Raw genomic sequence first — 24996 nt, forward strand, 5'->3', positions numbered from 1 at the left:
CATGTTCGACAGACTCTTGGCTTTATTCGTGCTGGCATTGGTATTGGGTGTGCCCCTGGGCCTGATCTTCCTGGTCACCGGGCAGTTCCTGATGGACTTTGTGTTTTTCTACCCGCTGTTCATGTCGGCGTTGTGGATCGCCGGCGGCCTGTACTTCTGGCTGCACTGGGAGCGCCACTGGCCCTGGGAAGAGGACACCCCGGCGCCAACCCTGGCCGGCAACCCGCTGATCTCGATCATCATCCCTTGCTACAACGAAGGCGATAACGCCGCCGATACCATTCATGCGGCGCTGGGTCAGCTGTACCCGAACATCGAAGTGATCGCGGTGAATGACGGCTCCAAGGACAACACCGCCGCCGTACTTGATGCCCTGGCATTGGAGAACCCGCGCCTGCGCGTGCTGCACCTGGCGCAGAACCAGGGCAAGGCGGTGGCCCTGCGCATGGGCGCCGTGGCGGCGCGCAGCGAGTACCTGGTGTGTATCGACGGCGACGCGCTGCTCGACAAAAACGCCGCGGCCTACATGGTCGCGCCGATGCTCGACAACCCGCGTCTGGGCGCCGTCACCGGCAACCCACGCATCCGCACGCGTTCGACGCTGATCGGTCGAGTGCAAGTCGGCGAGTTCTCGTCGATCATCGGCTTGATCAAGCGTACGCAGCGGGTGTTTGGCCGGATCTTCACAGTGTCGGGTGTGGTGGTAGCGTTCCGTAAAAAGGCGCTGGACCGCATCGACTACTGGAGCACCGACATGATCACCGAGGACATCGATGTCAGTTGGAAGCTGCAGCTCGATCACTGGAGCATCTTCTACGAGCCTCGCGCGCTGTGCTGGATCCTGATGCCCGAAACCGTCGGCGGCCTGTGGAAGCAGCGCCTGCGTTGGGCCCAGGGCGGTGCCGAAGTGCTGTTCAAGAACATCCGTGGCATCTGGCAATGGCGCCATCGCTACCTGTGGCCGCTGTTGTTCGAGTACTGCCTGTCCACCGGTTGGGCGTTTACCTTCCTGTTGTCGGTGATCTTCTACGTGCTCGGCAAATTCATGGTGCTGCCACCGGCCATTACCGTGGACTCGCTGGTCCCGCCGGCGTTTACCGGGCTGGTGCTGGCGATGGTATGCCTGTTGCAGTTCGCGGTGAGCATCATGATCGACCGCCGCTACGAGAAAGACCTGTGGAAAACCCTGTTCTGGACCGTGTGGTACCCGATGGTGTTCTGGCTGGTGAGCCTGTTCACTACCCTGGTCAGTTTCCCCAAGGTGCTGTTCAACCAACATCAGAAGCGTGCGCGCTGGGTCAGCCCTGATCGCGGCATCAAACCTACCGAAGAGGAGGCGTGATCATGAAACTGGTCAGAACCCGCCAGCGTTTGGTGATGTGGATCATTGATGTGGTGTTGACCCTGATGGCCTGGGCCGGGTTGATCTGGTTGCTGGCGCGGGGGATCACTTCGATGCTGGAAACCCACGGAGGGCCGCGCATCGAGGCGCCGATTTTTGCCGCGCTCAATACCCTGCAGGTGTACCTGTGGATTGCATTGTTCAACGCCGTGATCCTGGTCACTTGGGCGCGCTACCAGCAACGCAAGGGACGCAAGTTTGCCCAGCGCCGTGCCGAGGGCAACGCCCTCAGCGACAAGCGCCTGAGCGAGAGCTTCAGCCTCGGTGAAGGGGACCTGGAGCAGTTGCGCCGACCTGGGGTGTTGGTGATCCAGAATGACGAGGAGGGCGGTGTGGCGGGTGTGAAGTCCCATGTCTCCCGCGATGTAGAAAAGCCGGGGCTGACCCTGGTGCCCGGCAAGGACCAGAACAAAGACGCCAGCTGAGCCAGTGCGCTGTAAGGTCGTTCCCATGCAACGTGGGAACGACCTCGGTTAATCCCGACAAGTGGGATCCAATTCACAAAACGCCCGCGAACTTTTCTGCTTTTTCCGGTACTAACTTATCTCGGTAAGAGCTTGATGGCCAATTAATGGCAATTAATAAGTTCTCCGATGAATCGCGATCAATAGTGCTGCCGCTGGTCGGAATAATACTTCCGATGACACGCCGCACATCTATCTGATTAAATTTAGTTGTTATTAATCAACGGGTTGTGTGGATAACTAGTACGAATGTGCAACTAGCTCGGTGTTTTGAGTGAGTACAAGTTCGATGTTAGTTTGCCGGCCCTTGATTTTCGACGGATCGAACATGTCTTTGTTATTGCCACGGACTCGGTACTTTCTGTGCACTTTCCTGCTCGCTTATTTGAGCCTGAACAGCGCCACCGCCGCCCCTACGCCAGGGGATCAGGACCTGATCCGCGACCGCCAGAACCGTCTTCTGGAAGAGCAGCGTCGGCGCCTGGAAGAACTCCAGGACCTGCCTGGCAAAGAAGCCAAGCCCCAGGCTCCCGCCACGCCGGTCGACACCCGCTGCTTCCCGATCAAAGACATCGAGCTCAAGGGCGCCGACAGCCTGTCCGGCGCCGATCGCACGCGTCTGCTCAAGCCCTATATCGGCCAATGCCTGGGCGTGGCGCAGCTCAATGAGCTGCTCAAGGTGATCACCGACTACTACATCGCCAAAGGCCGCGTCACCAGCCGTGCCTACCTGCCGCAACAGGACCTCTCCAGCGGCCACCTGCAGGTGCTGGTGGTCGAAGGCAAGCTCGAAGGATTGAAAGGCGCCCAAGGCAGCACCGTCACAGACCGCGAGTTGGCCATGGCGTTTCCCGGCAAAGTCGGCGAGGCGCTGAACCTGCGGGAGGTCGAGCAACTGGTCGACCAGCTCAGCCGTTTGCCGTCCAGGCAGGCGCAGATGGAATTGACCCCCGGCAGCCAGATCGGCGGCAGCGAAGTGCTGGTCAAGAACACCCCTCAAAAGCCCTGGCGCGCCAGCCTGTCGCGCAACAACGACGGGCAGAAAAGCACCGGCGAACAGCAATGGGGCGCAGGCCTGGAATGGGACAGTCCCCTGGGCCTGGCCGATCAACTGATACTGCGCGGTGGCCACGACGCCATCAGCGACCACCAGAAAACCTCGAAAAACAGCATGCTCTACTACAACGTGCCGTGGGGCTGGTGGAACTTCAGTTACACCTACAGCGAGAGCGACTACCGCACGCCGGGCGACCTTGACGGCTACAAGTACAAGCAGACAGGCGACAGCCAGAACCACCAACTGCGTGCCGAGCGCGTGGTGCATCGCGATGACGTGAGCAAGACCTCGGTCAATGTCGGCCTGACCCATCTGCGCACCAACAACTACTTCAACGACGAGCGCCTGGACGTCAGCAGCAACCGCCTCAGCGAGTTCCAGGTGGGCATCACCCATGGACGCCGCATCGGCAGCGCCTTCGTCAACCTGGATGTCGGCATGCAAAACGGCACCGGTGCCTTTGACGCCCAGAAGGATGACCAGGAACGTATCCGCGGCAACCTCACCCCCACCCCGCGCTACCGCAAATACACCGCCACGGTGAGCTACCTGCAACCGTTCACGCTGTGGGGCGAATCATTGAGTTTTTCCAGCCTGGCCACCGGGCAACGCAGTGAAGACGTGTTGTACCCGGCGCAACGCATGAGCCTCGGCGGCTCGTACTCGGTGCGTGGGTTCAAGGACCAGCAACTGACCGGCGACAGTGGTGGCTACTGGCGCAACGAAGTGCGCTGGGCCCGCCCGGTGACCCTCGACTGGATGCGCCCGGCCTTTGCCGAATACGGCGCCAGCGTCGGCTATGACCAGGGCGTGATTCGCCACGATCGCTACAACGATGACCAGCACGGCCGGGTGTCGAGTAACTCCCTCGAGCTGTTCGCCCGTGGCAAAAACGTCAGCACCAGCGTGACCTTTGCCCACTCCCTGGAGCGACCTGGCGTGATGACCGAGCGCGAAGCGCCGATCTATTTCCGCCTGGATTTCTACCTGTAATTCAACGCCCGCTGCCTTGAGATTTTGAATATGGACGTTCGCCCTGTTACTGCCCTGAAAACCCTGAGCCAACGCGGCCTGGCCTTGATCCTGGCCAACGCGCTGTTCTGGCAGCCATTGCTGGCGAGCGCCGAAGGCATCGTGGTCAGTGGCCCAGGCACCACGGTCGGCCAGGCGGGCAACGGCGTGCCGGTGGTGAACATCGCCACCCCTAATGGCAGCGGCCTGTCCCACAACCAATTCAAGGACTACAACGTCGGCCCCAACGGCGTGATCCTCAACAACGCCAACAGCATTGTGCAAAGCACGCAACTGGGCGGGATCATTGTCGGCAACCCGAACCTCAAGGGTGGCGCGGCGAATGTCATCCTCAACGAAGTCAAAGGCGGCAGCCCCAGCCAATTGCGCGGCTACACCGAAGTGGCGGGCCAGTCGGCCAAGGTGATCGTCGCCAACCCTTACGGCATCAGCTGCAACGGTTGCGGCTTCATCAACACCCCCAACGTCACCCTGACCACCGGTAAACCGGTGATCGATCAGGCCGGGCAACTGAAAAGCTACCAGGTCGACGGCGGCGTCGTGACCATCGACGGCAAAGGCCTGAACGCGAGCAACGTCGACCGCTTCGAGATCATCACCCGTTCGGCCAAGATCAATGCGCAGATCAACGCGAAACAACTCACGGTGATCGCCGGGCGCAATGACGTCGATGCCCAAAGCCTGAAAACCACCGCCCGTGCCGATGACGGCAGTGCCAAGCCGGAGCTGGCGATTGACTCGTCGGCCTTGGGCGGCATGTACGCCGGCGCGATCAAACTGGTGGGCACCGAAGCCGGTGTGGGCGTGAAGCTCGACGGTACGCTGGCCGCCAGTGGCGGTGACATTCAACTCGATGCCAACGGCCACCTGAGCATGGCCCAGGCCGCCGCCAGCGGTGCGGTGGACATCAAGGCCGCCAGCCTGGAGACCAAGGGTGCGGTCTACGCCGGCACCACCCTCAAGGCACAGACCAAGGGCGCCCTGAAAAACAGCAAGACCCTCGCCGCACGCGACAGCATCACCCTGGCCAGCAACGGCCAATTGACCAACAGCGGCATCATTGAAGCCGGGGTCAACCCTGACAACACGCGCAATACCGGTGGCGACGTCAGCCTCGACAGCCAGCGCATCACCAACACCGGCACTGTGATCGCCAATCGCAGCCTCACCGCCACTGCGCAAAGCCTGGATAACCAGGGCGCGACCTTGAGCGCCAAGCAGGCGCTGAACATCACCGCCGCCAGTGTCGACAACCGCAACAAAGGTCGCCTGCTCAGCGACGGCGCACAGACCCTCACCGTCAGCGGCCTGCTGGACAATAGCCAGGGCGGCATCATCGACAGCAGCGGTGCGTTCACCCTCAACGGCAATAGCCTGAATAACAGCGCCGGTAGCCTGACCGGCGGCGGGGCGATCACCCTGGATTTGATCGGCGACCTGATCAACCGTAACGGCAAGCTGGCCAGCGCCGGGCCGTTGCTGATCCAGCGCGCCGCGCACATCGATAACCAGGGTGGCAAGCTCGCCAGCCAGGGCTTGCTGACCGTGTTCGCCAACAGCGTCGACAACCAGAACAACGGCACCCTGGCCGCCAACGATGGCCTGGTCCTGACCACCAGCGGCCTGTTGCAGAACAGCGGCAATGGCCTGATCCACAGTGAAAACGCTGGCGTGACCATCACCGCCGGCACCCTAGACAACAATGGTGGCCGCATCGCCGCCAAAGCCGGTGATGTGCAGATCGACGCCACGGATTTCAACAACGGCAGCGGCGCACTGTTCGCCCGCGATCGCGTGCACCTGACCGGTATGAATGTGGATAACGGCGGCGAGATCGCCGGTAACCGCATCGACGTCAGCCTCAATGGCGCACTGACCAACCGTGGCCTGATCGAAAGCGCCACGGCCCTCGATGTCGAGACCGCCAGCCTGAACAACAGCGGGCAAATTCGCGCCTTGGGCACCAGCGGCAAGACCCGCTACGCCATCGGCGGCCTGCTCAACAACAGCGGCAGCCTGGAGACCGCCAACGACCAATTGAGCCTCGCCGCCACCCGCTTCCAGAACACCGGCGGCAAGGTGTTGCATGTGGGCACCGGCGTGCTCGACCTCAGTGGCATCAGCCTCGATGACGTGGGTGGCAGCCTGGTCACCAACGGCGACCTGACCCTCGATAAAGCCAACTGGACCAATAGCACCGCGATCCAGGCCGGGCGCCTGACCGTCAACGTGGATAACCTGCAACAGACCGCCACCGGCAAGCTGCTCGGCACCCGTGCCCTGGTCGGCAGCGGCCAGGACTGGACCGTGGGCGGCAGCGTCGCCAGCCAGGGCAGCCTGGATCTTTCGGTGGGCAACCTGCTCAACGACCACGGTTTGATCTTCAGCGGCGGCGACCTGAACCTCAAGGTTGACCGCCTGAAAAACCTCGGCGCCACGATTTACGCCATGGGCAACCTGCGCGTCGACCGCGACGGCCAGGGTGGCCTGGCCACCAGCATCATCAACAGCTCGGGCACCCTCGAAAGCGAGCGCAACCTGATCCTGGCCGCCAGCACGATCCAGAACATCCGCACTGTGCTCAACACCGAGTCCGGCATCTACAGCGCCTCCATCACGCCCACCGCCTGCATCTTTCGCGTGACCGGTGGCGACTGCGACGGCCCCAAGCAGAACCACCCGTTCCTGATTACCCAGCGTGATCACTTCATCGTCAGCCAGGCCACTGCAGCGTCCAGCATCACCTCGGGCGGCAACATGCAGCTCACCGGCGGCGAGCTGCTCAACAGCAGCAGTAGCATTGCCGCCGGTGGCAACCTCACGGCCATCGTCAACCAACTCACCAACGTCGGTGTCGTGACCCACGACACTCAGTACGATCGCGTCTTCACTTCCGAGCGCGAGCGTAAGCCGGGGGGCTGGTACCGCGAGGCAGCGGCTTTCACCCAGCGCTATTCGGCAGGCCAGGACATGGGCGGCGTCGAAGCGGGCCTGGCCTCGTTCATCGGTAAGATGGAGAGCGAGCAGATCGCCCTGCGCAAGACCACCCAGTTAAGCGCGCCAGACCAAAGTTACGCCGCCGTGATCCAAGCCGGCGGCAGCGTGGATGTGAAGGCCCAGGCCGGCATCGACAACAGCGTCGTGCGCGGTGGCTACACCTACGTCGGCAGCGGTGCCAACACCAATGCGCCGGGCTACTCGACCCTGGTCAGCCTCAACCCGCAACTGCCGCCGGACGTTGCCCAGCAACAGGTCAACCCGCTGGGCCTGCCCGGCTTCGACCTGCCCACTGGCGAGAACGGCCTGTTTCACCTCAGCGACAGCGATGGCGCCAAAGGCCTGCCCACCAGCCAGTTCGCGGCCAACCCGCATAAGTACCTGATCGAAACCAACCCGCTGCTCACCGACATGCGCCAGTTCATGAGCTCGGACTACATGCTGAGCAAGCTCGGCTATGACCCCGACACCGCGCAAAAACGCCTCGGCGATGGCTTCTACGAACAGCGCCTGATCCAGCAAGCCGTGCTCGCTCGCACCGGCCAGCGTTTCATCGATGGCCAGACCAGCGACGCCGACCTGTTCAAGCACCTGATGGACAACGCCATCAGCAGCAAAAGCGCGCTGAATTTGTCCGTAGGCGTGAGCCTCACCGCCGAACAAGTCGCCGCCCTGACCCACGACATCGTGTGGCTGGAAAACGCCACTGTCGCCGGCCAACAAGTGCTGGTGCCGGTGCTGTACCTGGCCCAGGCCGGCAACCGCCTGGCGCCCAACGGCGCATTGATTTCCGGCACTGACGTCAACCTGATCACCGGCCGTAACCTCAACAACGCCGGCACCTTGCGTGCCACCGGCAGCCTGTTGGCGAACGCTGGCGGCAACCTCACCAACAGTGGGTTGATGGAAGCCGGTGGCCGCCTCGACCTGCTCAGCGGTAACAACCTGACCAACCGCGCGGGCGGTGTGATCAGCGCGGGCAACGTCAACCTCGCCGCCGGCGCCGACCTGCTCAACGAACGCAGCGTCACCACCCACGCAAGCGCCAGCAGCTACCGCACCGAACGCAGCGACTTCGTCGACAGCGCCGCGCGCATCGAATCGGCCAACGATTTGGTCATGCAGGCGGGCGGCAACGTCAACAACGTCGGCGGCGTACTCAAGAGCGGTGCCGACACCACGGTCAAGGCCGTGGGCGACGTCAACATCACCGCCTCGAAAACCCTCGACAGCGGCGCCATCGGCAACCGTTCCAGCTTCACCACCATCGCCCAGCAAGGCTCCGTGGTCGACGCTGGCCGCGACCTGCATGTGATTGGCGGACGTGATATCAGTGCCGTGGCCAGCCAGGTTAATGCCAAGCGCAATTTAGCGATGGCGGCTACGGGTGATTTGAGTCTCGGTTCGGTCGCGAACGAGCAACACTCGGCATCTAATTCGAAGAAGGTTACGAGCCGGGAAGATCATGTCCAACAAGTGGGCACATCGTTGGTGGCCGGTGACAACCTTTCCTTGAGTGCTGGCAACGACGTCGTCGTCAGCGCCAGCCGTGCGAGCGCCGGCAAGGAAGCCTATCTGTACGCCGGCAATGATCTGGCGCTGAACGCCGCGCAAGACAGCGACTACAGCTATTACCGCAAAACCAAAACCAGCAAAGGGTTGCTGTCCAGCAGCCAGAAAACGCGCATCGACAGCAGTAACCAGATCAGCCAGCAGGGTTCTTCCATCAGCGCTGATACCGTCGTCGCGCGTGCTGGCCGTGACATTGGCACTACCGCCAGTGATGTGGTTTCCACCAACGCCACCAGCCTGATTGCCGGGCGCAATGTGGTGATAGATGGGGCGACGGATACCTTCGAACAAAGCCATTCGTCCTCGACCAAAAAATCGGGCTTGATGAGCAGCGGCGGCATCGGCGTTACGTTGGGCTCAAGCAGCAACCAGAACACCTTCACCAGCAGCATTGAAACCACCCGGGCCAGCAACATAGGCAGTGTGCTGGGCAGTGTGGATATTCAGGCTGGCAAAGACCTGACCATTCGCGGTTCAGACGTGGTTGCCGGTAAGGACATCAGCCTGGTTGGGCAAAATGTCAGCATCCTGGCTTCCGAGAACAACAACCGCAGCGAGCAGACCTCGAAGAGCAAGACCAGTGGTTTGACCCTAGCGTTGTCCGGCACCGTGGGTAGTGCGGTGGACTCCGCTTACAAGACCGCCAAGCAAGCCAAGAGCGAGGACGACGGCCGCCTCTCGGCGCTGCAAGGTGTGAAGGCGGGTTTGACCGGGGTGCAGGCATGGCAAGCTGCGCAGCAGAATGGCGGTATGAACGGAGCTAACGCCGGGCAGTTTGTTGGCATCGCCATCTCGCTTGGCTCGCAAAAATCCAGCTCCAAACAGACCCAGGAGCAGACAGCAAACCAAGGCAGCAGCCTCACCAGTGGCAATAACCTGAGTATTGTAGCTGCCGGGAATGGCACGCCTGGCGCTGATGGAGACATCCGTGTTCAGGGCAGTAAGCTCCAGGCCGGTAATGAAATGCTGTTGGCCGCAGAGCGTGATATTCGCCTGGAAGCGGCCGCCAACACACAAAAACTCGATGGCAAGAACAGTAGTGGCGGCGGGGCCGTGGGCGTCAGCCTTGGGTTTGGTTCCAGTGGTGCTGGCCTAAGCATCTTTGCCAATGCGAATAAAGGGACTGGCAACGAAAAGGGCAATGGCACGACCTGGACAGAAACGACTCTGAATGCGGGTAGGCAAGTTAGCCTGATCAGTGGGCGAGATACCGTCCTCAAAGGGGCGCAGGTCAGTGCAGACCAGATCAAGGCCGCAGTAGGCCGCGATCTTAGGCTGCAAAGTCTGCAAGACACTGACGACTACAAGTCCAAACAAACCGATGTCAGCGGTGGTGCAAGTTTCACGTTTGGCACCATGACGGGTAGCGGTTCACTCAGTATCAGCAAGAGTAAGATCGACTCCAACTATAAAAGTGTGCAGGAGCAAACTGGCCTGTTCGGCGGTAAGGGTGGCTACCAAATTGATGTGGGCAACCATACCCAACTCGATGGCAGCGTGATCGCCAGCACGGCCACGCCGGACAAGAACCGCCTGAGCACCGGCACCCTTGGCTGGAGCGTTTTGAAGAACAAAGCTGATTACACGAGCCAGTTGCAGAGCGTTAGCGTCAGCAGTGGCGCAAGCAGCGCGAACGCCTTCGTTAGCAATATGCCCTCCGGAAGCTTGGTTGCGTTCAAACATGGTGACAGTGACAGCGGCACCACGTCATCGGCCATTTCCAACGGCACCCTTGACATTCGCGACCCTGCCAAACAGCAGCAGGACGTTGCAACACTGAGCCACGATGTTGAACACGCTAACGGCAGCATCAGCCCCATCTTCGATAAGGAGAAAGAGCAGAAGCGCCTGCGGCAGGTGCAGTTGATCGCGGATATTGGCACTCAGGCGTCGGACATCGTTCGCACACAAGGTGCCATTAACGCGGCCAACGCTCAAAAAGATCCTGAAGCGATAGCGGCTGCGCGAGACAAGCTGATCAGGGAGGGCAATACCCGGCCAACGGATGAACAGATCGCCGCACAGGTGACCCGCACGGTGATGCAGCCGTACGGAACGGGGGGCGATTATCAACGCGCCGCTCAAGCGGTGACGGCAGCTTTGCAAGGACTGGCAGGGGGGGACATCGGCTCTGCCCTTGCGGGTGCGTCGGCGCCCTATCTGGCGAACCTCATCAAGCAATCAACGCAGGGCAACGATACCGCCCGGATCATGGCCCACGTGGTACTGGGTGCTGTGGTTGCACAGGCACAAGGGAACTCGGCGGGTGCCGGTGCTGCGGGAGCTGGTACGGGGGAGTTGATTGCGGCGCGGCTGTATCCGGATATTAAAACTGAGAATTTGAGTGAGGAGCAGAGACAGACCATATCGGCGCTTTCGACATTGGCGTCGGGATTGGCGGGCGGACTTGCAGGGGGTGACCTGAGCGGTGCATTTGCCGGTGCAAAGGCTGGCAACAATGCGGTTGAGAACAACTCGCTGGGTGATATTGCTAGTGCATTAGCTGAGGGTAAGACGCTTGAACAAAAGGCTGAAGAGCGCATCAAGGCTGAAAATGAGCGCTACAAGGAGCAAAACTGTGCAGGACTGAGCGCGCAAGCATGCTCGGCGCAAATGTATGATGAACGTCGTGAAAACCTCGCTTATACGGTGGCGGGTGGTGCAGTTGTAGCCGGAACGGTGGCAGGAGCAATGTTGCTTGGTCCAGCACTGTTAAATGTCTGTGGGATGAGCCCAGTAGTTTGTACCGAACTGACATTAACAGCAGCTGAGTTGCCCTTTGGTGCCGCAACGGCGGGCGGTACGGCATTAGGCGTGGGAGGATTTGGTAGTCTTGCAGCGAAGGAGGTAGCTGCTACTGCGGATGCTGCGGCAGCAGCGCGGAATGTCGAGACTGCAAAAGGTGGCGCTCTTGGTGCAAAAGCGACGGGTGAAGTCGTGCCTCCTGTGCCTGTTGTTACTTCTGGTACTACTCGGACAGGCGTTGTTCGTACAAATGCCGCAGACTGGAGAGCACTGCGTGATAACTGGGATGACCTTGGATATGGTCAAATCTTAAGTACTGAAAATCGGGCAGCGATAGCTAAAGGGAAGACGCCGAAAGTTGACGATGCATGGGTTAAGGTTTTTCCTGAAGATGCAGGGCTAAAGGGCGAGAGAATTCCTATGCACCATGTCCAGGGTTCGCCACTTACTGTGCCACTGCCTGATACACGGCATTTGGACGCGCATATGCCAGGAGGATTTAGATATAATCCGGGCGGTCCAGGGTCCGCTCTCCCGGCATACCCTCCGAAAAAAGGAGCTGAGTAATGCATTCCATACCGCTAGAGCTTGCGAAGCAAAAGTTAATTTTTTACGTGGCTCAGGATTTGGATAAGTCTATTAGATCTAATGTGCAGCAGCTTGTGAATGAGGTTGCTGCGTCAAGAATATGGAGCGTTACTCCGCCGAGATTTATTGATGAGATAGACGAGAGTGGCGCGGAAGTTGTAGGTGGGATTTTAGAAATTTATTCGGCTTTGCCGCCAAACATACTTCCTATTGAGATGGACTCAAAAAACCTAGATGACGTAGAGGCGCTGGTAGGTGCCGTAAAAAAACTATCTGAAGATGAAGATCTTTCCTTTGAGTTTAAGTTAGATACTACTTATGTTGGCGCTATTGAGGACGGTGTTATTGATCGAGTCCTGCTGGACGGTTTGCTTGTGCCGTGGCGAAATCACCTCAAAGGGAAATAAAAAAGGGAAATAGGGGTGAGGCCACGATTAGTGCACCAATGTATATTGGTGGTCTGACCCTGAGGGATCCCCACAAATTTACTCCAAGCTCTGCGCCTGATGATGCACCTCATCACGCAGAGCATGCTCCAATATTTCTAATTGCTTTCGGTCTCCGAGACCTGTGCAACTGCGCCAATACTCCAGGCCTAAACGCCACAGAGAAAGTACTCGCCGCTCCTTGAGGCTGTTGCTTTGATAACGCCGCTCCAATTGGTTCTCTCGTGCCTGCAACCCTGTTAAGAAGATCAGGTAGTTGGCCAAAGCGGCAATCAGCAACAACACTTCAATGCGCCTTGGACAGTGGCTTCGATGCAGGTTCAAGCCCCATCCCAGATGCCCACTTTTGACATCCCGGAAGCGTTCTTCGATCTGCATACGCCGCTTATAAATCGCGACGATTTTTGCTGGATTCCACTCGCTTTGCGATAAGTTACTGGCAAGCAACCACGGCTCGCGCTCACGTCTAGCGGACTGCCGGCTTAGTTTGCTTCTAGCGTATGAGCCTGTAACACGTTGGTGTTTGCGGCCCTTTGCTGAATGACGGACACAGTACAAATCGATGAAGTGAGGGGCGCTACTTGTCATCTCGACACGGCCTAACGATTTGGCCGATGAGGTGGCCAGAGCGTACAAATTCTTCACTGGTTGCCAGTCATTGTCTTCGCGACGATAAAGCTCACGATTTCGTATACGGGCCACGTAATACCAGCCCTGCGCTGCTACAGCCTTCATCCAGGGGCGCCGGAAACCTGCATCAGTGACCAGGACTGGAACGCACCCATCAGGCAGTAACTCAGCCAACGTTTTGAGCAGACGACTTTGATATCTTGGGCAACTTTCGCGTTCATGAACGCTTTCATAAATAGGAAATGAACGTCCCGCAAACGGGACAGCAGCTCTTAACAAAAAAGCGTCGCCAGGCGCATCAATTCTCGACCAGTCGACCAAGATTAAAGGGTGCTTCAAGGAGCCCAGCAATGCCCGCAGCATCGCCCAGTAGAACAATGGCCGCTCCGCTCTCAGGTGTTGATTACCCAACAATCGGTGCACTCGCTTGATTGCATGTTTTGGATACGCTTGACCTGGCATAAAACGTCCGAGCGCAGTCAGCGTCAGACGACGACCTCGTAGTAACGAACTGACACAACTCACCAGCGTTGTCAGACGGCGAGAATGGATTGAAGGCAGTGCTTGAGCGAGTGCTCTGTGTAAAAATCGGATGGCCTGCATGAGTTCGGGGGTCTTGTTTTTGTGTGGTGCAAACCAAGTTGCCGACTCATGCAGGCGTCTTCAATATTCCAATTTCTTGATTTTCGGTAAGAAAAATCGGGGATCCCTCAGGGTCTGACCCCTATTTCTTTGACCTATTTCTTAGGTGAGGGTGCTGGCCGATCACTTCTCAAGCTTCATCCTTAATCAATTGATTGAGGTGAAAGGTTACGTCGATTGGCGTGCGGAGCAATAACGAGCACTCAAGCGAGTAGCTGAAAGCGTTTCCGCAGTAACCCCGAGGTTATGGTGAACATGTACGAAAAATTAGAAGTCTTTAATGCGCTGGGATGTGCGCTATTAGAGCGGCTGACGCCTGTTTCTTCAGGTGAAATAAGTGTGATGCGGCAGCAGTGGCCGGCGGCGCCCGACGAGTACTTTGCTTTTATGCAGGAGCGGGGGCACGGTGAAATCAAGGAGGACGACTGCGCGCTGCCGCTTTTGACGATTCAACCGATGCTGCTTTCTGCTAAGGCTGACTACTTCGGTGATGATGGAATTTATAAAGACGGGCCCTATGAAGCGTGCGCGAAGGGCGAGGTGTGGCTGTTCGGCTGGGATAGCGTCGGGACTGCTTTCGGTTTCGACAGCGGAGACAACTGGCGATTGTTGGAAATCGACAATATGCGTTGGATAACGCGACTTGACTTGTCCTTTTGTCAGTTCGTCGAAGGGCTGTTGGTTTGTTACCCACAGCGACCAGTGAGCTTTGCGAATGGAGTTTGGCGCGACTCGGGAGATGTTTCTTACAGCGCGCCGGCATAGGCACAACAGCCTGCCGGGCAGAACACGGTTACATTAATGGTTGGTCTGACCACTATTTCCCCGAAGCTGCTGTTCAGTGTGCTGGACGGTCTTTTGTATTGTTCGGCCTGCGTCGTCGCTTGGGCGATATGTTGGCCAAGACGATTGTCATCAATACCTGAGCAGGGCGGCCTGAACGGCCGCCCGGTCTGAGTCAGGACGGGCTGGCGTTCAGCCTGCGACTGATCGCATCCAACAAATCACAGCCGTCGCGCAGCGGAATCGCCAGCAGATGGGCGAAGTCCTGCAGCACTACTGCGTCGCTGCTGAGCTGATCGCGGAAGGCCAGGTTTTCCAGGAGTTGGGTGACGGCTTGGATGCGGTGCACGGCGGCGTCGTGGAGGACGTCGAGGGGGGCTTGGGTGTCGATCAGCAGGGCGGGGACGGTGCAGTCGTGGCCGGTCAGGGGCATGTAACGGTTCATAGGTAAAACCTCGGTCAGTAGAGTGAGGCTGTCACCTATCGTCGCCAAACGAATGGGTGACAGCTGTACGCAGGTTGGCGAACCGGGACCGAGTTCCGGCAGACCCGAAGGTCTCCCGCGCACAGCTGCCATAAAGCAGCGATGCGGGTACGAAAGCACCTGCAAGCAAGCAGAAAGCTTTCGCATACGGTCAACGGATCGCCAAATCCGATCGCCCTGTTGGGCGACGGCCGGACTATAAGCCCCTCACCCAAAACCGCGCAAGGCATCAAAGTAGTGGCACAATGCCTCATGCTATGCCATCCACTGCCGACACACTGGCGATGCCCAGACGCATCAAAAATCTGAATCGGCCTTTGCTGGCGAAAGGTGGGCATCGTGCGGTAAGTACGCAGGGATGATTGAGAAAGGGTGGGAGCAAATCTGCGCCTGTTCACATTCAGAACAGCCACAAACGCCATGAGTTGATGCTAATGGCGCGATGCTCAAAGCCCTGTATGCGTGTTAACCGTTTTATCCCATTACTGCAGAAGCCAACTCGCTCCACCCACCCATTATTTGGACCCAAGGAAGCTTTCAATGAAACTGCATCGTCTGCTTATCTCGCTCGCTGCGCTGGTGACCTGCACCAGCAGCTTCGCCGCAGCGCCAGCCCTGCAAAATTTTCTCGCCTGCGACCAGAACTCCCTGGCGGTGGTAAGCCAGCCAGGGCTCAAGGACCGTGTCACCCATAAGGTGGAGAACGGCAGGATCACGCTCAGCGGCGGCACAAAATCCGATATGGGCCAGCGCTGGATGTTCGACACGGCACTGACGTTTGACGGTATGACCTTGACCGGCTTTTTCGCCGAAGACCAAGACCTGATGGGCTCGCGCATCATCAACTGGGGTTTCTACACCGAGCAGGCGCCCGACGCGCTTTACGCACAGCTGAGTAAGGTACCGGGTACGGCGTTGGAGAAAGCCAACGGTATCTTCGCGCGTGCGCAGATCTGGTCGCACAAGCAATCAGCCTGGGTACCGGAGGGCGGCGATGACAACGCAGGTAAGCTGGTCACCGATACGGCCGAACGTATCTTGATGGTCGAGCCCGCACCGAGTGACCTGGCCAAGACCAGCAAAGGCATGATCACCTGTTCGGTTCAGGGTGCGGTGAGCGCAGCGATGCTCAAGACCACTCGACCTGACCTGATCAAGTGAGCTGAGGCCGGCAACGATACCGCGGGCATGCTGAATGCCTGCGGTGTTCTCTGGTTTTTCGCGAGCAAGCTCGCTCCTACAGGGGGCGGGGTTACAGCAACTTGCGCGGCACCGCCTCATCCAGCGTACTGCGCGTCAGCGCCTCGACCACTTCCCGCGTATCGCTCTGGAACGGGATGCCCACGATCAGCACCAGGTGCACCCACGTGCGCACCGATTCGCTCTTTTTGACGCGGCCCAGTTCCTTGCCATCCTTGTCCTTGAACACCGTCTCCAGCGTAAAGATGTTCTTTGCCGTGGTCGGGATGACGAAGAACGTGAAGCCGGTGAGGAACGCCGAGACCGGGCTGTACTCTTGGTTGCAGTGCCGACGTAGACATGTGGATAACTTAAGTGCGTGTTGTTTATTTTTTTAAACCCCAAAAAACTCAGTGGGCCGAGCAAACGCCCGGATGGTTTTTGTTTGCCCGACAAGGCTTTATAACCGAGCGCCGCGCGCTTGGCTGGCAGTGCCATTAAAACGACATTACTTGAGCGGTAAAACAGCTTGAGAAGCGCTTTCAACTCCGTAAAATGCCGCGATTGTTTAAAGCACGATACTTTTCAGGGACGAACTCAGACATGCGTGTGTTTGCCGTACTTATCGCGGCCTGCCTACTGGCGGGCTGTGCCTCCAAGCCGGATTACTACATCTCCCCGGCGCCGGTAACGATTCCGAAGACTGCTACTTACTGGCTCGACAACTTCGATGTTGAGGTGGAGGGGCAGAACGATCGCTTCATGTCGGACGATAAAGTCCGCGAACAATTGGGCATTGACCTGATTAACCGCCTGCTTAAAGCCAAGCGATACGCCACCAGCAAGGCTTCCGCCGATTACCTGCTCGATGTGAAAGTCGTCTACAAACGGCTCATCCAGGATACGCATGGCGCGCTCGTCAGCACGATCATCGAAGACAACAAGTACTTGGTCTCGGTTGATTTCAGCTATGAGGTCAAGGTCAAGAAAGGCGATACCGAAGTCCTGCATTTTGCGCAAACGCGCGAACGCCTCATGCCGAGTATGGGGCCGGGACAATGGCAACACTGGAAGACCGTTGGCGGTATTTTGACCCGTAGCGGCAACTCAAATGTCGAGGGGTTTTATACCGGTAATTTGAGCAGTTTCATCGCCACCGATCTCCGTAACATTCCATCCCGTTAGTTTCATCCGCTTTAACCGATTTATCACCCAGGAGCACCCTGTGAACACACTGTCCAAAATCCTGCTGTCCGGCCTCACCGCCGCAGCGCTGCTGACCGTGGCCGGTTGCGCCACGGAGAGCAACCGCGCGATGCCGGTGGAACAAGTCGCCAGCGCCAACGTCGCTTATTCCGGCGTACGCGTGCCAATCGCCGTGGGCAAGTTCGACAACCGCTCCAGCTACATGCGCGGCATCTTCTCCGACGGCGTCGACCGCCTCGGCGGCCAGGCCAAGACCATCCTGATCACCCACCTGCAGCAGACCAACCGCTTCAGCGTGCTGGACCGCGACAACATGGGCGAAATCTCCCAGGAAGCCGCGATCAAAGGCACCGTGCAGAAGCTCAAGGGCGCTGACTACGTAGTGACCGGCGACGTGACCGAGTTCGGCCGCAAGGAAACCGGCGACCGTCAGTTGTTCGGCATTCTCGGCCGTGGCAAGACCCAAGTGGCCTACGCCAAAGTCGCGTTGAATATCGTCAACATCAGCACCTCCGAAGTGGTGTATTCCACCCAGGGCGCCGGTGAATACGCGCTGTCCAACCGTGAAGTGGTCGGCTTCGGCGGCACCGCCAGCTACGACTCCACCCTCAATGGCAAGGTCCTCGACCTGGCCATGCGCGAAGCCATCAACCGCCTCGTCGACGGCATCAATGCCGGCGCCTGGAACCCGCGCAACTGATCAGCAGCACCTCAAGGAGCAGTACAAGGATGAGCAAGGCAGTCAAGTTGGCGCTGATGCTGACAGCAGTGGCGACGGTCGCCGGGTGCCAAACCGCGCCCCAGCCGTTGTATCAATGGGAAAGTTATCAGCCGCAGGTTTACGAATACTTCAAGGGTGAGCCCAAGGAAGCGCAGGTCGAGGCACTGGAGCGCGATCTGCAGAAGATCAATGCCAGCGGCCGCAAAGCCCCGCCGGGTTACCACGCCCACCTGGGCATGCTGTACCTGAGCATGGGCAAGGATGACCAGATGGTGCAGGAGTTCCGCACCGAGAAGGCGCTGTTCCCTGAATCCGCCTCGTACATGGACTTTCTGCTGAAAAACGCCAAGACCGGAGTCGCCACTAAATGAGCCTGTTGAAACTCACGGGCGCCTTGCTGGCCCTGGCCCTGCTCGGCGGTTGCGCAGCCCCCAAGACCATTGATTACACGGCGTACAAGCAGGCACGACCGAAGTCGATCCTGGTACTGCCGCCGCTCAATGAGTCGCCGGAAGTGCAGGCTTCCTACAGCCTGGTCTCGCAAGTGACCTACCCGTTGGCGGAAGCCGGCTACTACGTGCTGCCGATAGCCCTGGTGGATGAAACCTTCCGCCAGAACGGCCTGACCACGGCCAACGATATCCAGGCCCTGCCACCGACCAAGCTGCATGACATCTTCGGTGCGGACGCCGCGCTGTACATCACCGTCACCGAGTACGGCACCAAGTACATGCTGATCTCCAGTGACACCGCCGTGACGGCTTCGGCCAAACTGGTGGACCTGCGCACCGGCACCACCCTGTGGACCGGCTCGGCGCGGGCGTCCAGCGAAGAGGGCAACAACAACAGCGGCGGCCTCGTCGGCATGCTGATCACGGCGGCGGTCAAGCAGGTGATCAACAGCTCCACCGATGCGGCGCATCCTATCGCCGGCATCACCAGTGCGCGCCTGCTGTCACCGGGGCAACGTGCGGGGATCCTGTATGGTCCGCGTAACCCGAAGTACGGCACGGACTGATATCCGGATTCTGAGAGCACCACGGTCCAAATGTGGGAGGGGGCTTGCCCCCGATAGCGGTAGATCAGTCAGTACATGTTTGACTGACCCACCCCATCGGGGGCAAGCCCCCTCCCACAGTTGGACTGTTATTTGAATCAGGGTTAACCCGAACATCTCGCATCTTGCGTCTGACCTTGTGAACGGATCATTTCATTCACGAGGTTCAGCCCATGTCCCGTCCTCTGCTCTTCCTGCGTCCTGCTGCCCAGGGCTTTGCGGTTACCGTACTGGTAACGCTGGCCGGGTGCGGGCTGTCCTCTTCGCCTGAGTTGGCCAAACCGGCCGAGCCCGTCGCTGAGCTGCAAAGCGCGTCACCCCAGGGTGCGTTGGTCAAACGCATGGCAATGCCTGCACCGATGCGTATGCAGGAGTCAGCCGCGATGGACTACCGCAGCGAACCCCGCGAGCAATACGCAAACCTGCCGGACAACCCGGTGCACCGTGTGGCCGAGACGCCGGTGTCCACCTTCAGTGTCGACGTCGATACCGGCAGCTACGCCAACGTCAGGCGTTTCCTCAACCAAGGCAGCCTACCGCCCGAAGGCGCCGTGCGACTGGAGGAGATGGTCAACTATTTCCCCTACCACTACGCGCTGCCCACCGATGGCTCGCCTTTTGGCGTGACCACCGAAGTCGCCGCCACGCCGTGGAACCCGCATACTCAGCTGCTGCGCATCGGCATCAAGGCGTCCGACCGCGCCGTTGCGCAATTGGCGCCGGCCAACCTGGTGTTCCTGGTGGATGTGTCCGGCTCCATGGACCGCCGCGAAGGCTTGCCGCTGGTGAAAAGCACGCTGAAGTTGCTGGTGGATCAATTACGCGACCAGGACCGCGTTTCGCTGGTGGTGTATGCCGGTGAGTCCCGAGTAGTGCTCAAGCCCACCTCCGGGCGCGACAAGGTCAAGATCCGCAACGCCATCGACCAACTCACCGCCGGTGGCTCCACGGCGGGCGCGTCCGGTATCGAACTGGCCTACCAGATGGCCCGCGAAGGCTTTATCGACAAGGGTATCAACCGCATCCTGCTGGCCACCGACGGTGACTTCAACGTGGGCATCAGTGATTTCGACAGCCTCAAGCAAATGGCCGTCGAACAGCGCAAGAGCGGCGTGTCCCTCACCACCCTGGGCTTCGGTGTGGATAACTACAACGAACACCTGATGGAGCAACTGGCCGATGCCGGCGACGGTAACTATGCCTATATCGACAACCTGCGCGAAGCGCGCAAGGTGCTGGTGGATCAGCTCAGCTCGACCTTGGCCGTGCTCGCGCGGGATGTGAAGTTGCAGGTGGAATTCAACCCGGCGCGTGTCAGCGAATATCGCTTGCTTGGCTATGAAAACCGCGCCTTGAAGCGTGAGGATTTCAATAACGATAAGGTCGACGCCGGTGAGATTGGCGCAGGGCATACGGTCACGGCACTGTACGAAATTGTGCCGAAGGGCGAGAAGGGGTGGTTGGAGCCTCTGCGCTACACCACTGCGCCTGTGGCCGAGGATAAATCTGCAGAACTGGCGATGCTGCGCGTGCGCTACAAACCGGCTGCTGGCGATGCCAGCCAACTGATCGAACGGCCCATCAGCCAGGAACCCTCCAAAGCCAGCGACGACCTGCGCTTTGCGGCGGCAGTGGCTGCCTTTGCCCAACAGCTCAAGGGCGATGGCCGCTACACTGGCAGCATGAGCCTGCAGGACACCGCCGCACTGGCCCGCTCAGCCCGGGGCGATGACCCGTTCGGCTTGCGCAATGAATTTGTGCAACTGGTGGAACTGGCCCAAAGCCTGAAACCCTGATCTTCAACGCAACACTGATCAAATGTGGGAGGGGGCTTGCCCCCGATGGCGGTGTATCAGCATCAAGTGTGCTACTGACCCACTGCTATCGGGGGGCAAGCCCCCTCCCACAGTTAGACCAGCTTCGGCTGATAAAAAGGAGTTCGCCCCCTACATGGCTGTTCCAGATGATCTACCCAGCGACGAATCGCTGCTGGCCCGCTACCGCACCGGCGACAGCGCCGCGTTCGAAGCCTTGTACGCGCGGCACCGCCAGGGCCTGTACCGATTCCTTGTGTCCTTGAGCAACAAGGCCGAACTGGCCGAGGAAATCTACCAGGAGACCTGGCTCAGCCTGATCCGCAGCGCCACCCAGCCACAAGGCCGGGCGAGTTTTCGCACCTGGCTGTTCCAGATCGCCCGCAACCGCCTGATCGACCACTGGCGCAAGCACGGCATCCACAACCCGTTGCACGACAGCTACGACGAACAACTGCACGCCCAGGCCGACGACAGCGCCGGCCCCGAGCAGCAACTGAGCCTGAGCCGTGACCAGGCGCGGCTCGATGCCGCGCTGCAAGACCTGCCCGAAGACCAGCGCGAAGTCTTCCTGCTGCGCCTGCACGGCGACCTCGAAGTGCCGCAAATCGCCGCCCTCACCAACGCCCCGCTGGAAACCGTGAAAAGCCGCCTGCGTTACGCCCAGCAGAAACTGCGCCGCCTGCTGGCCGAGGAGATACCCGCATGATCGACTCCCGAAACACTCCCGATTCCGACAACGAATTGCTCCAGCACTATCGTCAACACAGCCCGGTCGAGCCGCCGGCGTCCCTCGACGCCTTCATCCTCAACACCGCCCGCCGCGAAGCCCCGGCGCCGCAGCCGAACCTGTGGCAACGCTGGCTGCAAGCCTGCCAACGGCCACGCTGGCAGATGGCATTCGCCACCGTTGCAGGGTTGGCCCTGATGATCGGCGTGGTGATGCGCTCGCCCGTGCCGCAACCCGACATTTCCACCGCGACCTTCTCTGCGCTGCACGACGAAGCACCGCGTCCCGCTGCCCCCGCGATGTCCGCGCCTGCCCCAGTCGCCCGAATGGCCGCCGCGCCCCAGGCAGAGAGCGCGCAAGTCACGGGCTCGATGGCGGATGAGTCGAGCGCCAAATTCAGCAAGCGTGCGCCGGTGGTGTTGCCTTCGTTGGAGGAGGGGTTGCAGGAGATTGTGCGCTTGCGTGAAGCCGGTGAAAGCAAAGCCGCGGATGAAGAACTGCTGGCATTGCATGCGCGTTTCCCTGACGAAGACCTGCCGGCGCGTTTGGAGGCGTTGCAGAAGCGTTGATTCACAAAGGCCGTGAGACGCGATGTCTCACGGTCTCATGGCCGCCGCTTACGATCTGGCATCACGGATCTCATTTGAGCTCAATGCCGGCTACCCTCGGGTTTTCTTCGGCCGCTCTATGAAAGGCGTGTCCAGGCGTTTTCACGCAGCTGGCATTGGCTTTGCTCTGGCACTGGTAAACCGCTCGGCACACCAGTGCCATCCGCTTCAAGGAGAAAAACGCCATGAGCCTCTTGAGCAATTCGCAACGCAGCATGCGTGCCGCCGTATGGCACGGCCGTAACGATATCCGCGTCGAAGATGTGCCGCTGCCCGTTTCGCCCCCTGCGGGTTGGGTGCAGATCCGAGTGCAATGGTGCGGCATTTGCGGGTCCGATCTGCACGAGTACGTGGCCGGTCCGGTGTTCATACCGGTTGATGCGCCGCACCCGCTGACCGGGATTAAGGGCCAGTGCATTCTCGGTCATGAGTTTTGTGGCGAAATCGTCGAGCTCGGTGCCGGGGTGCAGGGCTTCAGCGTCGGCGAGTCGGTGGCAGCCGATGCCTGCCAGCATTGCGGCACGTGCTACTACTGCACCCACGGGCTGTACAACATTTGCGAAAACCTGGCCTTCACCGGGCTGATGAACAACGGTGCCTTTGCCGAATGGGTCAACGTGCCCGCCAACCTGTTGTACAAGTTGCCGGCGAACTTTCCGGCTGAAGCCGGGGCACTGATCGAACCTCTGGCCGTAGGCATGCACGCGGTGAAAAAAGCCGGAAGCCTGCTGGGGCAAAACGTGGTGGTGGTCGGCGCGGGCACCATTGGCCTGTGCACCATCATGTGCGCCAAGGCCGCCGGTGCTGCTCAGGTGATCGCGCTGGAGATGTCCGGAGCACGCAAGGCCAAGGCGCTGGAAGTGGGAGCGACCCACGTGCTCGATCCCAATCAATGCGATGCCCTGGCCGAAGTACGCCGCCTGACCGGCGGGCTCGGGGCGGATGTCAGTTTCGAATGCATCGGTAACAAACACACCGCCAAACTTGCCATCGACCTGATCCGCAAGGCCGGCAAGTGCGTACTGGTGGGCATCTTCGAGGAGCCCAGCGAATTCAACTTCTTCGAGTTGGTGTCCACGGAAAAACAGGTAATGGGCGCCCTGGCCTACAACGGAGAGTTCGCTGACGTGATCGCATTTATCGCGGACGGGCGGCTGGACATCACGCCACTGGTGACAGGGCGTATTCAGTTGGAGCAGATCGTGGGGCAGGGCTTCGAGGAACTGGTCAAAAACAAAGAACATAATGTGAAAATCATTGTGTCGCCTGCCCGGGTTTGAAGCGAAGGGCGGGCGATGCGGTCTTTGCCCAACGCCCACAAAAAAGCCCCAGGCCTTTCGACCTGGGGCTTATGCCAAGTTAATGCGAACGGTCTTACGGATTTTTTCTCCGTGAGATAGCCCGCAGCGTCTCTATGCTTAAGGATTCTCCACTGGCTTCTTTCAACACTCTGCGTTGCTGGTTGTAACGTTCGTATTCCGCTTTGGCTTTGTCGTCAGCCACGAGCTTGCTGATCTGACCGGAATCCTGCAAAACCTCACGATCATTGAAGGCCAGGAACTGATCCAGTTTTTCCTGCCAATCCCGTAGAAAGATCTGTTTGCGCCTCAAGGCTTGGTCTTCTGCAAAATCCAGCCACATAGTGACTATGCGATTCAATGCGGTGATTTCGTCGGCACGCAAATAGTTTTTGGCGATGGTGACATCGCATTTACGTACCTCATCGCCTTTAAAGCTGGTGAGTCCCATATTCGGTTGAGTCGAATCGACACGTTGGGCTATTAACTCTGCGGCTGTGAGGCCTGTGCTAGCGAAGTGCAGCTTGTTTTGAATAATCTGAAAAAAAGCCGTGGTTTCACTGTTCGATGGCACGTAGTCCGCAGCCATCGCGAAAATTTCCCGAACCCGCAGGTAAACCCGTCGCTCGCTGGCACGGATATCGCGAATGCGCTCAAGCAACTCATCGAAATAGTCAGGAACCAATGAGCGGCCTACTGGAGGGTTCCTCAGCCGTTCATCATCCATGACGAAGCCTTTGACCAAAAACTCCTGCAATACCTGCGTAGCCCATTGGCGAAACTGCGTACCTCGCTTGGAGCGGACGCGATAACCGACGGCCAGAATCAGCGGTAAGCTGAAATGCCTAACGTTGTAAGGTTTATCGTCGGCGGCAGTTGTTCGGTAAAACCGAACAACTGAATTCTCAACCAATTCACCTTCTGCAAAGATGTGGCTGATATGTTCGCTAATAGTCGCTTTCGCTTTACCGTACAGCTCACAAATCATGGCCTGTGATAGCCACAGGGTGTCGCTGTCAAAGCGGCATTCCAGGCGAACTGAACCATCACTACTTTGGAACAGCAGCATTTCACCTAGTGGAGCGGGAGGGAGTTGGTTCTGGCTGCTGTCGTTCATGTGTGAACTCATTGATCGGGCTGATCGACAGTCTACAAAAAAGCCCCAGGCCTTTCGACCTGGGGCTTTCTCATTGTATCTGGTGCACCCGGCGGGATTCGAACCCACGACCCCTGCCTTCGGAGGGCAGTACTCTATCCAGCTGAGCTACGGATGCTTGTGCGGGCGACATCATACCCATGTCGACCTTGGGCGTCCATGCTGGTCTTTGGGCATCCAAGCGTAGGAATTCGCCGCATAAAGGCCCTAGGCCGGGCACCACCCATCGGAATGGCAGAATCCGGCCCAACGACGCTGATCAGAAAGTTCGACTAAAAGTGCCGTTTTCGTTCTTTTTTTCGAACAGACTATTGCCCTGCCCCCCCATTGATCCTAGGATTCGTTTGAGATTTCAAACGCTCTGTCTCCCGCGCGCTATTCACGC

Annotated in this window: 18 protein-coding genes, 1 tRNA gene and 1 pseudogene; 15 read left to right on the forward strand and 5 right to left on the reverse strand. The window is 59.1% G+C overall.

Annotation, left to right across the window (positions count from 1 at the left end; translation table 11 throughout):
• Window position 1 precedes the first annotated feature (1 nt).
• The 5 genes from pgaC (at window position 2) to ACZ445_RS00765 (ending at window position 12264) form a co-directional block, all read left to right on the forward strand.
• The gene (pgaC, locus tag ACZ445_RS00745; protein ID WP_058425802.1) at window positions 2–1342 is read left to right on the forward strand and encodes a poly-beta-1,6-N-acetyl-D-glucosamine synthase; all 1341 of its coding nucleotides are present in this window, start codon (window positions 2–4) and stop codon (window positions 1340–1342) included.
• Between the two features lie 2 nt (window positions 1343–1344).
• Entirely contained in the window at window positions 1345–1827 is a 483-nt protein-coding gene (pgaD, locus tag ACZ445_RS00750) for a poly-beta-1,6-N-acetyl-D-glucosamine biosynthesis protein PgaD (protein WP_058425801.1), read from the forward strand.
• A gap of 367 nt (window positions 1828–2194) precedes the next feature.
• Window positions 2195–3916 (forward strand): ShlB/FhaC/HecB family hemolysin secretion/activation protein, encoded by a 1722-nt coding sequence (locus tag ACZ445_RS00755; protein ID WP_058425800.1) that lies wholly within the window; start codon window positions 2195–2197, stop codon window positions 3914–3916.
• Window positions 3917–3946: 30 nt separating this feature from the next.
• Window positions 3947–11836, forward strand: coding sequence for a two-partner secretion domain-containing protein (locus tag ACZ445_RS00760; RefSeq protein ID WP_464707906.1), 7890 nt, complete (start codon window positions 3947–3949; stop codon window positions 11834–11836).
• Window positions 11836–12264 (forward strand): hypothetical protein, encoded by a 429-nt coding sequence (locus ACZ445_RS00765; RefSeq protein WP_058425799.1) that lies wholly within the window; start codon window positions 11836–11838, stop codon window positions 12262–12264. Before ACZ445_RS00760 ends, ACZ445_RS00765 begins: the two co-directional genes overlap by 1 nt.
• A gap of 78 nt (window positions 12265–12342) precedes the next feature.
• Here ACZ445_RS00765 and ACZ445_RS00770 read toward each other — a convergent pair whose 3' ends face one another.
• Window positions 12343–13536: an IS4 family transposase gene (locus tag ACZ445_RS00770; protein ID WP_464707907.1), complete on the reverse strand. Its 1194-nt coding sequence runs from the start codon at window positions 13534–13536 to the stop codon at window positions 12343–12345.
• A gap of 294 nt (window positions 13537–13830) precedes the next feature.
• On the opposite strand from ACZ445_RS00770, the gene ACZ445_RS00775 reads away from it, so the two are divergent.
• Entirely contained in the window at window positions 13831–14340 is a 510-nt protein-coding gene (locus ACZ445_RS00775; RefSeq protein WP_160329178.1) for a hypothetical protein, read from the forward strand.
• Between the two features lie 193 nt (window positions 14341–14533).
• Here the strand turns inward: ACZ445_RS00775 and ACZ445_RS00780 are convergent, their stop codons facing one another.
• Window positions 14534–14791 carry a hypothetical protein gene (locus ACZ445_RS00780; protein WP_058426360.1) on the reverse strand — a complete coding sequence of 86 codons (258 nt, stop codon included), beginning with the start codon at window positions 14789–14791 and terminating at the stop codon, window positions 14534–14536.
• A gap of 591 nt (window positions 14792–15382) precedes the next feature.
• Between ACZ445_RS00780 and ACZ445_RS00785 the strand changes: the two genes are divergently transcribed.
• On the forward strand, window positions 15383–16003 hold the full coding sequence (locus tag ACZ445_RS00785) for a hypothetical protein (RefSeq protein WP_058426357.1): 621 nt from the start codon (window positions 15383–15385) through the stop codon (window positions 16001–16003).
• Between the two features lie 91 nt (window positions 16004–16094).
• On the opposite strand, the pseudogene ACZ445_RS00790 reads toward ACZ445_RS00785, so the two are convergent.
• Window positions 16095–16370, reverse strand: a pseudogene (locus ACZ445_RS00790) (hypothetical protein); the annotation flags it as partial.
• Window positions 16371–16624: 254 nt separating this feature from the next.
• On the opposite strand from ACZ445_RS00790, the gene ACZ445_RS00795 reads away from it, so the two are divergent.
• The 8 genes from ACZ445_RS00795 (at window position 16625) to ACZ445_RS00830 (ending at window position 23437) form a co-directional block, all read left to right on the forward strand.
• Entirely contained in the window at window positions 16625–17206 is a 582-nt protein-coding gene (locus ACZ445_RS00795) for a hypothetical protein (RefSeq protein ID WP_058426356.1), read from the forward strand.
• A 40-nt stretch (window positions 17207–17246) separates the two neighbouring features.
• Window positions 17247–17927 (forward strand): CsgG/HfaB family protein, encoded by a 681-nt coding sequence (locus ACZ445_RS00800; protein WP_058426355.1) that lies wholly within the window; start codon window positions 17247–17249, stop codon window positions 17925–17927.
• 29 nt (window positions 17928–17956) lie between these two features.
• Window positions 17957–18319, forward strand: coding sequence for a DUF4810 domain-containing protein (locus ACZ445_RS00805; RefSeq protein WP_025855472.1), 363 nt, complete (start codon window positions 17957–17959; stop codon window positions 18317–18319).
• On the forward strand, window positions 18316–18966 hold the full coding sequence (locus ACZ445_RS00810) for a DUF799 domain-containing protein (protein ID WP_058426354.1): 651 nt from the start codon (window positions 18316–18318) through the stop codon (window positions 18964–18966). Before ACZ445_RS00805 ends, ACZ445_RS00810 begins: the two co-directional genes overlap by 4 nt.
• Before the next feature lie 212 nt (window positions 18967–19178).
• Window positions 19179–20801, forward strand: coding sequence for a vWA domain-containing protein (locus tag ACZ445_RS00815; RefSeq protein WP_464707908.1), 1623 nt, complete (start codon window positions 19179–19181; stop codon window positions 20799–20801).
• Between the two features lie 154 nt (window positions 20802–20955).
• Window positions 20956–21528: an RNA polymerase sigma factor gene (locus tag ACZ445_RS00820; protein ID WP_071493215.1), complete on the forward strand. Its 573-nt coding sequence runs from the start codon at window positions 20956–20958 to the stop codon at window positions 21526–21528.
• The gene (locus tag ACZ445_RS00825) at window positions 21525–22118 is read left to right on the forward strand and encodes a hypothetical protein (RefSeq protein WP_464707910.1); all 594 of its coding nucleotides are present in this window, start codon (window positions 21525–21527) and stop codon (window positions 22116–22118) included. The genes ACZ445_RS00820 and ACZ445_RS00825 overlap by 4 nt, the downstream gene beginning before the upstream one ends.
• 254 nt (window positions 22119–22372) lie before the next feature.
• Complete coding sequence (locus ACZ445_RS00830) at window positions 22373–23437, forward strand: 2,3-butanediol dehydrogenase (RefSeq protein ID WP_235594989.1); 1065 nt, start codon at window positions 22373–22375, stop codon at window positions 23435–23437.
• Between the two features lie 94 nt (window positions 23438–23531).
• Here ACZ445_RS00830 and ACZ445_RS00835 read toward each other — a convergent pair whose 3' ends face one another.
• Together ACZ445_RS00835 and ACZ445_RS00840 are read right to left on the reverse strand one after the other, a co-directional pair.
• Window positions 23532–24572: a virulence RhuM family protein gene (locus ACZ445_RS00835; RefSeq protein ID WP_058426349.1), complete on the reverse strand. Its 1041-nt coding sequence runs from the start codon at window positions 24570–24572 to the stop codon at window positions 23532–23534.
• Window positions 24573–24652: 80 nt separating this feature from the next.
• Window positions 24653–24729: transfer RNA gene (locus ACZ445_RS00840), tRNA-Arg, on the reverse strand.
• Window positions 24730–24996: the final 267 nt, after the last annotated feature.

Source organism: Pseudomonas allii (genome assembly GCF_055380095.1).

What these genes read in the sequence shown, in the direction of transcription:
- ACZ445_RS00760 (WP_464707906.1), top strand. Translation starts at nt 3,947, where the DNA reads ATGGACGTTCGCCCTGTTACTGCCCTGAAAACCCTGAGCCAACGCGGC.
- pgaC (WP_058425802.1), top strand. Translation starts at nt 2, where the DNA reads ATGTTCGACAGACTCTTGGCTTTATTCGTGCTGGCATTGGTATTGGGT.
- ACZ445_RS00830 (WP_235594989.1), top strand. Translation starts at nt 22,373, where the DNA reads ATGCGTGCCGCCGTATGGCACGGCCGTAACGATATCCGCGTCGAAGAT.
- ACZ445_RS00770 (WP_464707907.1), bottom strand. Translation starts at nt 13,536, where the DNA reads ATGCAGGCCATCCGATTTTTACACAGAGCACTCGCTCAAGCACTGCCT.
- ACZ445_RS00810 (WP_058426354.1), top strand. Translation starts at nt 18,316, where the DNA reads ATGAGCCTGTTGAAACTCACGGGCGCCTTGCTGGCCCTGGCCCTGCTC.
- ACZ445_RS00780 (WP_058426360.1), bottom strand. Translation starts at nt 14,791, where the DNA reads ATGCCCCTGACCGGCCACGACTGCACCGTCCCCGCCCTGCTGATCGAC.
- pgaD (WP_058425801.1), top strand. Translation starts at nt 1,345, where the DNA reads ATGAAACTGGTCAGAACCCGCCAGCGTTTGGTGATGTGGATCATTGAT.
- ACZ445_RS00775 (WP_160329178.1), top strand. Translation starts at nt 13,831, where the DNA reads ATGTACGAAAAATTAGAAGTCTTTAATGCGCTGGGATGTGCGCTATTA.
- ACZ445_RS00825 (WP_464707910.1), top strand. Translation starts at nt 21,525, where the DNA reads ATGATCGACTCCCGAAACACTCCCGATTCCGACAACGAATTGCTCCAG.
- ACZ445_RS00815 (WP_464707908.1), top strand. Translation starts at nt 19,179, where the DNA reads ATGTCCCGTCCTCTGCTCTTCCTGCGTCCTGCTGCCCAGGGCTTTGCG.
- ACZ445_RS00835 (WP_058426349.1), bottom strand. Translation starts at nt 24,572, where the DNA reads ATGAACGACAGCAGCCAGAACCAACTCCCTCCCGCTCCACTAGGTGAA.
- ACZ445_RS00785 (WP_058426357.1), top strand. Translation starts at nt 15,383, where the DNA reads ATGAAACTGCATCGTCTGCTTATCTCGCTCGCTGCGCTGGTGACCTGC.
- ACZ445_RS00820 (WP_071493215.1), top strand. Translation starts at nt 20,956, where the DNA reads ATGGCTGTTCCAGATGATCTACCCAGCGACGAATCGCTGCTGGCCCGC.
- ACZ445_RS00755 (WP_058425800.1), top strand. Translation starts at nt 2,195, where the DNA reads ATGTCTTTGTTATTGCCACGGACTCGGTACTTTCTGTGCACTTTCCTG.
- ACZ445_RS00795 (WP_058426356.1), top strand. Translation starts at nt 16,625, where the DNA reads ATGCGTGTGTTTGCCGTACTTATCGCGGCCTGCCTACTGGCGGGCTGT.
- ACZ445_RS00765 (WP_058425799.1), top strand. Translation starts at nt 11,836, where the DNA reads ATGCATTCCATACCGCTAGAGCTTGCGAAGCAAAAGTTAATTTTTTAC.
- ACZ445_RS00805 (WP_025855472.1), top strand. Translation starts at nt 17,957, where the DNA reads ATGAGCAAGGCAGTCAAGTTGGCGCTGATGCTGACAGCAGTGGCGACG.